The 14,051-nt window shown below is 52.9% G+C and carries 15 protein-coding genes; 6 read left to right on the top strand and 9 right to left on the bottom strand.

Annotated features, from left to right (window positions below; all coding sequences use genetic code 11):
- The first annotated feature begins 17 nt into the window (after nt 1-17).
- A complete protein-coding gene (locus AL515_RS20285) occupies nt 18-998 on the top strand; it encodes a type IV pilus twitching motility protein PilT (protein ID WP_061068546.1) in 981 nt (326 codons plus the stop codon).
- Here the strand turns inward: AL515_RS20285 and ruvX are convergent.
- From ruvX to metK, 8 genes are all read right to left on the bottom strand, one after another.
- The gene (gene ruvX / locus AL515_RS20280) at nt 995-1,411 is read right to left on the bottom strand and encodes a Holliday junction resolvase RuvX (RefSeq protein WP_061068855.1); all 417 of its coding nucleotides are present in this window, start codon (nt 1,409-1,411) and stop codon (nt 995-997) included. The genes AL515_RS20285 and ruvX overlap by 4 nt on opposite strands.
- Nucleotides 1,411-1,974, bottom strand: coding sequence for a YqgE/AlgH family protein (locus AL515_RS20275; RefSeq protein ID WP_048213499.1), 564 nt, complete (start codon nt 1,972-1,974; stop codon nt 1,411-1,413). Before AL515_RS20275 ends, ruvX begins: the two co-directional genes overlap by 1 nt.
- Nucleotides 1,975-2,085: 111 nt before the next feature.
- The gene (gene gshB / locus AL515_RS20270) at nt 2,086-3,033 is read right to left on the bottom strand and encodes a glutathione synthase (protein ID WP_003027083.1); all 948 of its coding nucleotides are present in this window, start codon (nt 3,031-3,033) and stop codon (nt 2,086-2,088) included.
- 12 nt (nt 3,034-3,045) lie between these two features.
- Entirely contained in the window at nt 3,046-3,777 is a 732-nt protein-coding gene (gene rsmE, locus AL515_RS20265) for a 16S rRNA (uracil(1498)-N(3))-methyltransferase (RefSeq protein WP_061068545.1), read from the bottom strand.
- Nucleotides 3,778-3,851: 74 nt separating this feature from the next.
- The gene (gene endA, locus AL515_RS20260) at nt 3,852-4,559 is read right to left on the bottom strand and encodes a deoxyribonuclease I (RefSeq protein WP_061068544.1); all 708 of its coding nucleotides are present in this window, start codon (nt 4,557-4,559) and stop codon (nt 3,852-3,854) included.
- A 94-nt stretch (nt 4,560-4,653) separates the two neighbouring features.
- On the bottom strand, nt 4,654-5,151 hold the full coding sequence (locus AL515_RS20255) for a SprT family zinc-dependent metalloprotease (RefSeq protein ID WP_061068543.1): 498 nt from the start codon (nt 5,149-5,151) through the stop codon (nt 4,654-4,656).
- 77 nt (nt 5,152-5,228) lie between these two features.
- Nucleotides 5,229-6,623 (bottom strand): galactose/proton symporter, encoded by a 1,395-nt coding sequence (gene galP / locus AL515_RS20250; protein ID WP_061068542.1) that lies wholly within the window; start codon nt 6,621-6,623, stop codon nt 5,229-5,231.
- 401 nt (nt 6,624-7,024) lie between these two features.
- Complete coding sequence (gene metK, locus AL515_RS20245; protein ID WP_040232098.1) at nt 7,025-8,179, bottom strand: methionine adenosyltransferase; 1,155 nt, start codon at nt 8,177-8,179, stop codon at nt 7,025-7,027.
- 419 nt (nt 8,180-8,598) lie between these two features.
- Here metK and AL515_RS23980 point away from each other — a divergent pair, with 419 nt between their 5' ends.
- From AL515_RS23980 to speB, 5 genes are all read left to right on the top strand, one after another.
- Nucleotides 8,599-8,736, top strand: coding sequence for a hypothetical protein (locus AL515_RS23980; protein WP_269467231.1), 138 nt, complete (start codon nt 8,599-8,601; stop codon nt 8,734-8,736).
- 91 nt (nt 8,737-8,827) lie between these two features.
- Complete coding sequence (gene yqgB / locus AL515_RS20230; RefSeq protein WP_005123310.1) at nt 8,828-8,974, top strand: acid stress response protein YqgB; 147 nt, start codon at nt 8,828-8,830, stop codon at nt 8,972-8,974.
- Entirely contained in the window at nt 8,967-10,943 is a 1,977-nt protein-coding gene (gene speA / locus AL515_RS20225; protein ID WP_071887384.1) for a biosynthetic arginine decarboxylase, read from the top strand. Before yqgB ends, speA begins: the two co-directional genes overlap by 8 nt.
- Nucleotides 10,944-11,094: 151 nt before the next feature.
- Nucleotides 11,095-11,826, top strand: coding sequence for a hypothetical protein (locus AL515_RS20220; RefSeq protein ID WP_061068541.1), 732 nt, complete (start codon nt 11,095-11,097; stop codon nt 11,824-11,826).
- Between the two features lie 135 nt (nt 11,827-11,961).
- Entirely contained in the window at nt 11,962-12,882 is a 921-nt protein-coding gene (speB, locus tag AL515_RS20215; protein ID WP_003027056.1) for an agmatinase, read from the top strand.
- Nucleotides 12,883-13,078: 196 nt separating this feature from the next.
- Here speB and AL515_RS20205 read toward each other — a convergent pair whose 3' ends face one another.
- Complete coding sequence (locus AL515_RS20205; RefSeq protein ID WP_003027053.1) at nt 13,079-13,837, bottom strand: M48 family metallopeptidase; 759 nt, start codon at nt 13,835-13,837, stop codon at nt 13,079-13,081.
- Nucleotides 13,838-14,051: the final 214 nt, after the last annotated feature.

Raw genomic sequence — 14,051 nt, 5'->3', positions numbered from 1 at the left:
TTTCCGAGGATGTTCATATGAATATGGAAGAAATAGTGGCCCTTAGTGTAAAGCATAACGTGTCGGATCTACACCTGTGCAATGCATGGCCCGCGCGTTGGCGCAGACATGGAAAAATCGAAAATGCGCCGTTTACCGCGCCTGACGTAGAGAATCTGCTGATGTGCTGGCTCAGTGAGCAACAACAGGTACAGTGGCGGGAGCAAGGGCAGGTTGATTTTGCCGTTACCCTGACGGACTCCCGGCGGCTGCGCGCCAGCGCATTTGCCCATCAGCAAGGAACGTCACTGGCGCTAAGACTGCTACCGCTGGATTGTCCTCATTTAGACGATCTCCAGACTCCCGAGGCCATACCTGAACTGTTGCGCAGTGAAAATGGGTTAATTCTGGTGACAGGCGCCACCGGCAGCGGTAAATCTACGACCCTGGCGGCGATGGTGGAGTATCTTAATCAGCATATTGAGGGACACATTCTGACGCTGGAAGATCCTATTGAATACCGCTACGCCAGCCAGCGTTGTCTCATTCAACAGCGGGAGGTGGGCGTACACTGCGTCTCTTTCGCCGCCGGTTTGCGCGGTGCGTTACGCGAAGATCCCGACGTTATTTTGCTGGGCGAGCTGCGCGACGTGGAAACCATTCGGCTGGCATTAACGGCGGCGGAGACCGGACATCTGGTGCTGGCAACGCTACACACGCGTGGGGCTGCACAAGCCATTGCGCGGCTGGTGGATTCCTTTGCTGCATCAGAGAAAGATCCGGTGCGTAATCAACTGGCAGACAGCCTGCGGGCGGTTCTTTCGCAAAAACTGGAGGAGGATAAGCAGGGGGGACGCGTGGCGCTATTCGAGCTGCTCGTTAACACGCCCGCCGTGGGCAATTTGATCCGCGAAGGGAAAACGCATCAGCTACCCGGCGTGATACAAACCGGGCAGCAGACAGGTATGCAGACGTTTGCACAAAGTTTGCAGCAGCGACAGGCGCAGGGGCGGCTTTAATAGCCCTGCTCGAAATAGCTTTCGAGGATAATAACGGCAGAAGCGGAGTCCACTTTGCCTTTATTCAACGCCCGGTAACCGCCTTGCTCAAACAGGCCTGAGCGGGCTTCGACGGTGCTCAAACGTTCATCGTGCAGCGTTACGGTTACGCCAAAGCGACCATGAATGCGGTTGGCGAATTTACGCGCGCGCGCGGTAAGGGGTTGTTCGGTACCGTCCATGTTGAGCGGCAGGCCGACGATGATCTCATCTGGTTGCCACTCTTTTAGCAGGCGTTCAATCGAATTCCAGTCCGGCGTACCGTCCTGCGCTTTGATGGCGGGCAATGGCCTGGCCGTACCGGTAATGCGCTGACCCACGGCGACGCCGATACTTTTCGTACCAAAATCAAAAGAGAGTAATGTTCCGCTCATCATGCGTGTCCCGCCACGCCGGGCATGGTCTGAATATCTATTCCGATAAGTTTGGCAGCGTCGCGCCAGCGGTCGGCAATCGGCGTTTTGAATAAGATGTTGAGGTCTGCGGGGGCCGTGAGCCAGGCGTTATCCAGTAGCTCTTGTTCCAGCTGGCCTTTTTCCCATGATGAATAGCCCAATGCCACCAGCACCTCGGACGGTTGCTCCTGCGTGCCCAACGTTTCTAATACATCGCGGGAGGTCGTGATGATAGTGTTATCAGAAATTAAGATACTGGATGCAAAACGGGCGGGCGGAGTATGCAGAATAAATCCGCGGTCTTCCGCCAACGGGCCGCCGAGCATCACTGCTTTATCCAGACGGATGGACGGATCGCGTCCTTCAGGCGTGATCTTCAGCTTTTCCAGAATCCCTTCAATTTGTAAGTTTTCCAGAGGCTTATTGACGATAATCCCCATTGCTCCGTTCTCATTGTGTTCGCAGATATACACCACGGAACGGCGGAAAATTGGATCCTGGAGAGCAGGCATGGCAATTAGAAAGTGATGCTGTAAATTCATTGTCAGAGGTTCTGTTTCCTGGTTCAAAAAAGCAACAGCGCCCAGTATGCGTACAAACAGGAGCGCTGTCACTATTAGTATTGGTAGGGTCCCTTCTACCGGCGAGTTCTTTTATTTTTGCAGGCGCGCTTCAATGGCGTCCATTAGCATACCGGTAATAGAGACCGGGAACTCCGCTTCAATTTCACGAATACAGGTTGGGCTGGTGACGTTAATTTCCGTCAGACGATCGCCAATGATGTCCAGACCAACAAAAATCAAACCTTTCGCTTTCAGCGTCGGCCCAATGCGACGGGCAATTTCCCAGTCACTGTCGGTTAATGGACGCGGCTCGCCACGGCCACCTGCGGCCAGGTTGCCACGGGTTTCACCGCCCTGCGGAATACGCGCCAGGCAGTACGGAACGGGTTCGCCATCAACCACCAGCACGCGTTTATCGCCATCTTTAATTGCAGGCAGATAGTTCTGCGCCATGCAGTAGCGGGTACCGTGCTCTGTCAGCGTTTCCGCAATAACGCCAAGGTTCGGATCGCCTTCCTTCACGCGGAAAATAGAGGCTCCGCCCATGCCGTCCAGCGGTTTGAGAATGATGTCGCTGTGTTTTTGCCAGAAGGCTTTCAACTGCGCTTTGTTACGCGTGACCAGCGTTTCCGGCGTCAGATCGGCAAACCATGCGGTGAACAACTTCTCGTTGCAGTCGCGCAGGCTCTGCGGTTTGTTGACGATCAGCGTCCCTTTTTCTTCTGCACGTTCCAGAATATAGGTTGCATAAATGAACTCGGTATCAAACGGCGGATCCTTACGCATCAGAATAACGTCCAGGTCTGCCAGCGGGAGATCCTGCTCGCTCTTGAACTCATACCATTTGTCGTAGTTCTGCTCTACGCTCAGGGTACGCGTATGGGCGCGGGCTTCACCGTTGATCAGATAAAGATCGGCCATCTCCATATAATGAATTTCGTAACCGCGGCGTTGCGCTTCCAGCAGCATAGCGAAGCTGGAATCTTTCTTGATGTTGATGCTTGCGATGGGATCCATCACGATGCCGAGCTTGATCATTGTTTTTCTCCGTTAGCCCAGATCGCCAAAACGCACCTGTAGCGCGGTAATGGCGGTGAGCGCAGTTGTCTCAGTACGCAGAACGCGAGGTCCTAACAGAATATCAGTAAACTGATACCGTGCGGTCATGGCAATTTCATCTGCCGATAGCCCACCTTCCGGGCCAATCAGCAAGCGGATGCGCTCCACCGGGAGCGGCAGCGTGTTGATGCTGGCGCTGGCGCGAGGATGCAGATTGAGTTTCAGACCTTCGTCCTGTTCTGCGCACCATGCTTCCAGATCCATTGCCGGGCGAATTTCAGGCACCCGGTTACGACCGCATTGTTCGCAGGCGGCAATGGCGATTTTCTGCCACTGCTGGAGCTTCTTGTTCAGGCGTTCACTGTCCAGTTTAACGCCGCAGCGCTCAGAAAAAAGTGGCGTAATGAGGCTTACACCCAGTTCAATCGATTTCTGGATAGTAAATTCCATTTTTTCACCGCGCGACATTACCTGGCCAAGATGGATATGCAACGGTGATTCACGATCGTCGAGCTCGGCGTTAAGCACCTTCACCTCCACGCTTTTCTTACTGGCGTGAGTAATTTCGGCGTCGAATACCTGATTGCTGCCGTCAAATAGCTGCAGCGCCTGGCCTGGCCCCATACGTAGTACGCGGCCGATATGGTTGGCGGCATCCTCACACAATGAAATTTGGCTACCGGAGGTGATTGGCTCAGGGTGATAAATGCGGGGAATGCGCATAGTTAAACATCCGCGTCATGGCCCTGAGCTATTAAAGGCCAGGGCATGGTTAAAAATATTGCCGCTAGTGTAGGTTAGCTCTTTTGCGCCTGGCAAGCGCGTTGCACATAAGGGTTATGATTCCCCTGTACCTTCGCGATGCGTTCGTCGCGCTCACACTCCCAGTCGGTGACCGGATACTGCTTATTCCAGGCATTAAAAAGCTGGGTTTGCTGACGGGAGAGCGTCAGGTTGTATTGGTCGCGCATATAAAAATAGGTACGCGCGATGGCGCCACGGGCGCGGGCAGGCGGTTCGGCAACTTTTTCTTTAAAATCAACCTTCATCGCGCACTGTCCATACTGGCCTTCGCCACCGTTCCACTGGCTGTACATAAAGTTTGCGCGATCGCCATTCACTTCACCTACCGCAGGCTGCAGGTTATGCATATCGCTTTCCATTTTGCGATAGACCGGATCTTTAGCGCAGTTTTTACGCCCCCCGTCCTGCCAGCACTGGCGCTGATGACCAAACTGCCAGGCGGGGACAACGTGTTCCCATTCAATTCGACTGGCGCGGTTTTCGTTTTTTCGCACTTTATAGCCGCAGGATTCGAGGTCCACGCCCCCTTTTTTGCCTTGCCAGTTAATTTTGCAACCACAGTAGAAATCGCCTGGCGCATCGGCGTTAACTTTGACGCCAGCGGCTTTTGCCTGGGAAAAACTATTGATGCCTTCGGCGAACACCTGGCCTGAAAACGCAGCGGCTAACAGGGCCGCAGCAAAAGAAAAATTACGGTACATCACGAACTCCGTGTCAAAACGAGCCCGCAACGTAGCGAAAGTCATTCCTGTATGCAATCAGTTAGATCAGAAAAGTTCCTGATAATTCTGAAGATTATTCTGCAATCAGTGGTTCGCCGCAGTGAACGCAGCGGTAGGTGGCTTCACCGCGTACCACGCGGTTATGGCGGCGTACGGTCAGTTGGTGTTCCTGACACTTGCAGCGGTAAGTAAAGGTCTTACGCTGCACGGATTGCAGTTCGAACTGATGTGTGCGTCGGGCTGGCACGCCCAGCACGCTCTCCATCATCCATTTCCACTCTTTGCCGTGCGGCGGCACGCGACCAAAGTATTTCCACACCAGTAAATGCGCCAGTTCATGGGGCACCACCTCATTCACGAATGCGTCGACATTTTCCATCAGTAGTACCGGATTGAGGCGGATTTCGTAGGTTTGTAACCACGCGGTGCCTGCAGCGGTGCCGCGCTGTTGGTACACCAGCTTAGGTTCCGGATAATTACGCTCGAGCTTAAGATTGGCCTGTGCGAGTTTTTCCCGCAGGCTGCGCATAACGGCTTGCTGGATGGCGATAGGGAGACGGGAGGTTTTCATAACGCCAGAGGATAGTGCGACAGGGAAGGGACTGCAAGAGGAAGGCTTCCTCCCGCGGGGGAGGAAGCTTTTCGTGATTAGTCTTGTGCGCCAATTTCGCGCAGTTTACGACCTTTCATCAGGTTACGTTCAATGTGTTCCAGAGAGACATTTTTAGTTTCAGGTATCAGCCACAGGGTCAGGAAGATGAACAGGACGTTCAGACCACCGTAGACCCAGAAAGTATTGGCGCTGCCCAGCGAGTTCAGCATCGTCAGGAAGGTTGCACCGACGATCATATTGGCAATCCAGTTGGTTGCGGTAGAGCAGGTGATACCGAAATCGCGGCCTTTCAGCGGTTGGATTTCAGAGCACAGTACCCAAATCAGCGGACCGGCGCTCATGGCAAAGCCAACGATAAACATCAGCAGCATCAGTACAGCGAAGTATTGCGCGGCCGCCGAGTGAATACCCACGTGCATCATCGTGCCCAGCACGCCCATACCGACGGCCATGACGATAAAGCCGAGGATCAGCGTAGGTTTACGGCCCCAGCGGTCAACCAGGCCAATGGCGATAAAGGTTGCCAGCACGTTGGTCAGACCGACGATAACAGTCCCCCACATCTGCTCGGTGGTGTTGGTGTAGCCCGCCAGCTCAAAGATTTTCGGTGCGTAATACATAATGACGTTCATCCCGGTGAACTGCTGCATCACCTGTAACAGGACGCCAAGGAATACCGCGCGGCGGAAGTTGCTGTTTTCTTTAAACAGCGCCCAGCCGCTCTGCTTCACCTGCAGGCTTTCACGAATTTCATCCAGCTCGCGTTTGGCTTCTGCGCTGGTATCACGCAGACGCAACAGAACACGTTCAGCATCGACAAAACGACGTTTAGCAGCAAACCAGCGTGGGCTGTCCGGCAGGAAGATGACGCCAACCAGCAGCAGCAGGGCAGGGATGATGATCACGCCCAGCATCCAGCGCCATGCGCCGCTGTAGCTAAACGCCGTATCGGAAAGATACGCACCCAAAATACCGATGGTGATCATCAGCTGATACATAGAGATCATACTGCCACGAATTTTTTCCGGGGCAATTTCAGACAGGTACAGCGGCGCGGTATAAGACGCAACGCCCACCGCCAGGCCGAGCAGTACGCGGGAAACCAGCAGCACTTCAACGTTTGGCGCCGCGGCGGAGAACAGTGAACCGGCAACAAACAGGATTGCGCCGATCATCAGACTCTTTTTACGCCCCAGTTTGAAGGAGAGCCAACCGCTGCCGACGGCACCCACGGCAGCACCAAACATCATCGAACTCACCACCCATTCCTGAGTGTGGGGGGTAATTTGGAACTCGTCGGTGATGAACGGTAAAGCACCGGCAATAACACCGATATCCAGGCCAAAAAGTAATCCAGCCAGGGCTGCAAGAAAGCAGACAAAAAATGTCATGGCTTTGTTGGAACGCCCCGTTTTTTTATTGTCAGGCATGATGCCCTCCGGTTGGGTAGCTAGTTTTGTTGATGTTAAGGGTAGGTGAGTACGGGGTAAAAAAATGCGAATCACATCACATTAGTGTAATCGGTTACACTGACATTTATCACGATTATCGATTAACCATTTGAAAATTAACATTTTATAATACGATTAAATATGGTTAATTGCCTGGAATTAAGACGATCCTGAAAAATAATGTAACAGTGACGCAAGCTTGACGGAAAAGAGATGTTAACTTGTTGTGGATAGAAAATCGGTCCTATGTAATCGCTTTCATTGTTGTTAGAGGAACGCTTCACTGCATTGTTCAGGTGATGAGGCGTTGGGGGAAAATTGGGGAATAAAAAAAAGACCAGCACGAGGCTGGTCTTACTAAGCGGACAGTCTTCAGTAAATTACTTCAGACCTGCAGCGTCACGCAGCAACTGCGCTTTGTCGGTTTTTTCCCATGGGAAATGTTCGCGGCCAAAGTGACCGTAAGCTGCGGTTTCTTTGTAGATCGGGTGCAGCAGATCCAGCATCTGAATCAGGCCATACGGACGCAGGTCGAAGAACTCGCGCACCAGCAGGGTCAGCTGTTCTGAAGGTACTTTTTCGGTACCAAAGGTTTCAACCATGATAGAGGTCGGTTCAGCCACGCCGATGGCGTAGGAAACCTGAATCTCACAACGGTCAGCCAGACCAGCGGCAACAATGTTTTTCGCGACGTAACGAGCTGCATAGGCTGCGGAACGGTCAACTTTAGAAGGATCCTTACCAGAGAATGCACCGCCGCCGTGACGCGCCATGCCGCCGTAGGTATCAACGATGATTTTACGACCGGTCAGACCGCAGTCGCCCATCGGGCCGCCGATAACGAAACGACCGGTTGGGTTGATGAAGAATTTGGTCGCAGCGCTCAGCCATTCAGTCGGCAGTACCGGCTTGATGATCTCTTCCATGACGGCTTCTTGCAGAGATTTCTGGTCGATATCTTCAGCATGCTGAGTCGACAGAACCACGGCATCAATACCGACGATTTTGCCGTCGTCATACTGGAAGGTAACCTGGCTTTTTGCATCCGGGCGCAGCCACGGCAGAGTACCGTTTTTGCGTACTTCAGCCTGACGCTGTACCAGACGATGCGCGTAGGTAATTGGAGCTGGCATCAGCACGTCGGTTTCATTGGTTGCATAACCAAACATCAGGCCCTGGTCGCCAGCGCCTTGTTCCAGCGGATCCGCGCGGTCAACACCCTGGTTGATATCCGGAGACTGCTTACCGATGGCGCTCAGAACCGCGCAAGAGTTGGCGTCAAAGCCCATGTCGGAATGCACATAGCCAATTTCGCGAACCGTGTTACGCGTGATCTCTTCGATATCTACCCAGGCGCTGGTAGTGATCTCACCGCCAACTAAAACCATACCGGTTTTGACATAGGTTTCGCAGGCTACGCGTGCTTTCGGATCCTGCTCGAGGATTGCATCCAGCACGGCATCAGAGATTTGGTCAGCGATTTTGTCAGGATGCCCTTCTGATACGGACTCGGACGTAAAAAGGTGTTTTGCCATATTTAATTTCACCTAAGGAATATTTAGTTAGCTCAAACTGTCGAGTGGAATAGCCATGTGTAGAAGATTCTACCATGAGTCTGCAGATGACGGACACTGGCAGTCTGAGTGTTAATCGGTATAGATGGATTAACATCTGGACGGCTATTTTAGGACAGTTCTTCGCCTGATTTCCAGCTTTTTTTGATTGAGGTCGCATTGTACTGAAAATGTAACTGGAAATTTTTCCTGACGGTGCTGGCAATGCGTGCATTTATCTTTTGCTTTTTGACTTCCTTATGGGTATAAAACGCGGCGCGCGGCTCATACAAAAGCACACGACGTTTTCCATCGTGTTGCCACTTCCAGCCGGGTTAACACTTTAGCTTTGGCTTGTGGGTTCGTTCCGTCAGGAGCAACCGTGGAGGTGATACGAGATAATGAACCGTTGTATTCTGCTGAATCTGTCGCACCGTTCTGGTGTACATATGTCCCCCGTAATCTGCATCTTGCATACCTGCCGATGTTATACCCATCTCGGCGCTTCTCAGGACTCCAGGGCCGGTAACGGTCACTAAGAACTGAACAAGGGCGCTCTTGGTAAACAAGAGTTTTCTCGTGGTTTCGCCGAACCGTCAGCATTAAGTTCGGTTACGTGTTTACATTGATATGAAAAAGAAACCGGTCGCACAGTCGGAGCGTCAGCACTATCTGCTGGAAATTCTGCCTGTATTTGGGTTGTTATCGCGTCTATGGATTGCGATAGTAGTCAACTGTTTTACACTTGTTAATAAAATTGAGGTTCGCTATGTCTGACGACATTTCTTTGGGTTCGCCTTCGTCAGCAGGCGAACACGGTGTACTACGCTCCATGCAGGAGGTTGCAATGAGTTCCGAGGAAGCCAGCAAGATGCTGCGTACTTACAATATTGCCTGGTGGGGTAATAACTACTATGACGTCAATGAGCTGGGCCACATCAGCGTGTGCCCGGATCCGGACGTACCAGAAGCGCGCGTTGACCTTGCTGAGTTGGTGAAAGCCCGTGAAGCGCAGGGCCAGCGTCTGCCTGCATTATTCTGCTTCCCGCAGATCCTGCAACACCGACTGCGTTCGATTAACGCCGCGTTTAAACGCGCCCGTGAATCTTACGGTTACAACGGCGACTATTTCCTCGTTTACCCAATCAAGGTCAACCAGCATCGTCGCGTGATTGAATCGCTGATCCACTCCGGCGAACCGCTGGGGCTGGAAGCCGGTTCCAAAGCTGAACTGATGGCCGTGTTGGCCCATGCCGGAATGACCCGTAGCGTGATCGTGTGTAACGGCTATAAAGACCGTGAATACATCCGTCTGGCGTTGATTGGCGAGAAGATGGGCCATAAGGTCTATCTGGTCATCGAGAAGATGTCTGAAATCGCTATCGTGCTGGATGAAGCTGAACGCCTGAATGTGGTTCCGCGTCTGGGCGTGCGTGCTCGTCTGGCGTCGCAGGGGTCCGGTAAATGGCAGTCTTCCGGTGGCGAGAAATCAAAATTCGGCCTGGCGGCAAACCAGGTGCTGCAACTGGTGGAAATTTTGCGCGAGCGCGGTCGTCTGGACAGTATTCAGTTGCTGCACTTCCACCTCGGTTCGCAGATGGCGAACATTCGTGATATCGCCACCGGCGTACGTGAATCAGCGCGTTTCTACGTTGAGCTGCACAAGCTGGGCGTGAATATCCAGTGCTTCGACGTCGGCGGTGGTCTGGGCGTGGACTACGAAGGTACCCGTTCGCAGTCTGACTGCTCCGTAAACTACGGCCTGAACGAATACGCCAACAACATCATCTGGGCCATTGGCGATGCCTGTGAAGAGCATGGTCTGCCGCATCCGACGGTCATCACCGAGTCTGGTCGTGCGGTTACCGCGCACCATACTGTGCTGGTGTCTAACATTATCGGCGTTGAGCGTAGCGAACACACCGAAGCCACACCGCCGGCTGAAGATGCACCGCGTGCCCTGCAAAGCATGTGGGAAACCTGGCAAGAGATGCACGAGCCGGGAACCCGTCGCTCGCTGCGCGAATGGCTGCACGACAGCCAGATGGATCTGCATGATATTCACGTGGGTTACTCTTCAGGCACCTTCAGCCTGCAGGAGCGTGCGTGGGCAGAGCAGTTGTATCTGAACATGTGCCATGACGTGCAGAAACAGCTCGACCCGAGCAACCGTGCGCACCGTCCGATTATCGACGAACTGCAGGAGCGTATGGCGGATAAGATCTACGTCAACTTCTCCCTGTTCCAGTCGATGCCGGATGCATGGGGGATCGATCAGCTGTTCCCGGTACTGCCGCTCGAAGGACTGAATCAGGTGCCAGAGCGTCGTGCGGTGCTATTGGATATTACCTGTGACTCCGACGGTGCTATCGACCATTACGTTGACGGCGATGGGATTGCGACGACCATGCCGATGCCGGAATACGACCCGGAAAATCCGCCGATGCTGGGCTTCTTTATGGTGGGGGCGTACCAGGAGATCCTCGGCAACATGCACAACCTGTTCGGTGATACCGAAGCGGTTGACGTGTTCGTCTTCCCCGACGGCAGCGTGGAAGTTGAGCTTTCTGATGAAGGCGATACCGTGGCGGATATGCTGCAGTACGTGCAGTTGGATCCGAACACCCTGCTGACGCAGTTCCGTGACCAGGTGAAAAAAACCGATCTGGATGCTGAGCTGCAACAGCAATTCCTCGAAGAGTTCGAAGCGGGTCTGTACGGATACACTTATCTCGAAGACGAATAATTAAGATTATTCCTCTTGAGGGCTGACTTATTTATATAAGTCGGCCCTTTTTATTAAACAATATCTGAAATAGGATGTTAATCCCTTCCTTTCTTATTTAATACCCCTAGCATTGTTGCCAGATTAACTCGTCATCGGTAAAGGAACAGATATGAAAGGATTTAAATTTAACGCATTATTTGCGGTTGTTTTTTTGTTTATCACGGGCTGCTCATCTCAGATGCAGCGCAGCAATGCTCCGGATTCCGAGGTGGGAACTGCCTGGGGTAATGATGTTCACTCTACGGTGACTGGCGTGTCCGCTGAACGCGTAGACCGTGAACCGACTGAGATGATAGTCATTAATTACTCGACGGCATATCAGTCTGGTTATGACCAGATTTACAGCATTCGTATTAGCGACCTGGAGTATGCGGTTCGTGATGCAAATTTCAGATCTATTCCTATTACCCGGCACTACAATAATTCTTTCGGCAAATGGCAATATCTTATTCCGGCAAAATTGGGCATGACCTATCAATTGTATGTGCGTAACAACAGTCGCGATACAAATTATGAAATTGTGGCCACAGTCGATGGACTGGATGTTCTTACTGGCAAGCCGGGTTCACTGAGTCACAATGGCTATATTGTGAATGCGGGAGATTCGTTGGCAATCAAAGGATTCCGCAAAGACAGCACTACCGAAGCGGCATTCCAGTTTTCCTCTGCCTCGGACTCTTACGCGGCTAATTCCGCACAGGGCGATGTACGTAACACCGGAGTGATTGGTTTTGCCGCCTTTGAGCTACAGGGAAAAGTTGCGAAGGCGATACCGCCGTGCTCTGCCCAGGCGTTTCCAGCGGACAGTAACGGTTACGCGCCGCCGCCTTGCCGGAAATAAACGCTTTGCTTGAAGCCGCGCAGTTTTAAGGCGATAATTCGCCCATACAAGTAGTCACGTAAATCAATCCCTTCCTCGTCGGGCTTAACGACGCGGAGGGGATTTTTTTTCACCGATTTTAAAAGAGGTCAGTACATGAGCACCTTAGGTCATCAATACGACAACTCCCTGGTTTCTAACGCCTTTGGTTTTTTGCGTCTGCCGATGAACTTCATGCCCTACGACAGCGACGCCGATTGGGTGATCACCGGCGTACCGTTTGATATGGCAACGTCAGGTCGTGCGGGTGGCCGCCATGGCCCGGCGGCGATCCGTCAGGTTTCCACCAACCTGGCCTGGGAGCACAACCGCTTCCCGTGGAACTTCGATATGCGTGAGCGCCTGAACGTGGTGGACTGCGGCGATCTGGTTTATGCATTTGGCGATGCGCGTGAAATGAGTGAAAAACTGCAGGCGCATGCAGAGAAGCTGCTGTCTGCCGGTAAGCGTATGCTCTCCTTTGGCGGCGACCACTTTGTTACGCTGCCGCTGCTGCGCGCGCACGCTAAGCACTTTGGTAAAATGGCGCTGGTGCACTTTGATGCTCACACCGACACCTACGCGAACGGCTGCGAATTCGACCACGGCACCATGTTCTACACTGCGCCGAACGAAGGTCTGATCGATCCGAATCACTCTGTGCAGATCGGTATTCGTACCGAGTTCGACAAAGACAACGGCTTTACCGTGCTGGATGCGTGCCAGGTTAACGACCGCAGCGTTGATGACATCATCGCTCAGGTTAAGCAGATTGTCGGTGATATGCCGGTATACCTGACTTTTGATATCGACTGTCTGGATCCGGCGTTTGCACCAGGAACCGGTACGCCAGTGATCGGCGGTCTGACTTCCGATCGTGCTATTAAACTGGTACGTGGTCTGAAAGATCTGAACATCGTCGGGATGGATGTTGTTGAAGTGGCTCCGGCCTACGATCAGTCAGAGATCACCGCACTGGCGGCGGCAACGTTGGCATTAGAAATGCTCTATATCCAGGCGGCGAAAAAAGGCGAGTAACGGTTTCGGGCTATTTTACTCGCCATTTTGAACCCGGGCAGTGCTCGCCATCCTCACGTACTACGTGTACGCTCCGGTGGCTGTGCGCTGTCCGGTCTCAAACTGACTTCGCCAATAACGCCCGATCGCTGGACTAAATTTGTCATTCTGTAGGCCGGATAAGGCGTTCACGCCGCCATCCGGCACTGTTCGAAGATTATTTGATCCCGTCTGCGCTCATGCGATCGCGAATATGTTGCGCACGTTCTGCGGATGCCGGGTGATCGTCAAACATTGAGCTTTGACGTCCTGCTTCCAGTTTTGCCAGTTTCTCAAAACTGGTGGCTAAGCCTGCCGGATTGATCCCTCGTTTGCGCAACAGATCATACGAGTAATCATCCGCTTCGGATTCCTGACGCTGGGAGAACTGCGAGTTCACCAGTTTCTCGCCAAGATCGCCCAATTGCGACTGCGACAGGCTGCCGACAATACCGCCAGCGGAAGCCGCAGCTGCGCGCACGGCGTTCGTACCCAGCGCAACCTGCATCCCTTTTTTCACGTGACCCAGCGCAACGTGACCCATTTCGTGGCCGATCACCGCTTCGACTTCGTTGTCGGTCATCATATCCATCAGGCCGCTGTATACGCGGATACAGCCGTTCGCCATGGCAAAGGCATTCACATCTTTCGCCATATACACTTTGTAGTTCACCGGCTGGCCGTTAATGTTATCGCCAAGCGCGGCGGCGATTTTGCCAAGACGCGTTGCATACTCGCTGCCAGCCGGGGCGATGGTAGCTTTGCTGTCCATATCCTTACAGGCCTGATCGCTCAGCGCTTTTACCTGCGCATCGCTCAGACTGTAGGCCTGGAAAGCCTCTGCGCCTGAGGAAAGCAGTCCGTTTGAGTCCATGTTCTGGCAGCCGGTCAATGCCGCCGCCATGCTCGTAGCAAGCAGTAAAGCGCGAATTTTCATTTTTTCTCTTCCGCACAAGGTCAGGATTATTCTAAAAAATGCGTCGTTTACAGGTGAACCGACGCTCGGCCTAAGTATAAAGAAAAGAACAATAAGCGGGCGAGAAGATTGCGCAACTTGCGCGCATGATCCAGAGATTTCTGAAGCGGCAAAAGGATGCTCCATGTACATGACACGCGGCTTGGGTTACATTGTTGGCACTTTTTTCCGGCGT

Origin of the sequence: Citrobacter sp. FDAARGOS_156, from assembly GCF_001559235.2 — a bacterium.
GTDB classification, from domain to species: Bacteria; Pseudomonadota; Gammaproteobacteria; order Enterobacterales; family Enterobacteriaceae; genus Citrobacter; species Citrobacter youngae.
This window is presented reverse-complemented; position numbering and strand designations above follow the sequence as displayed.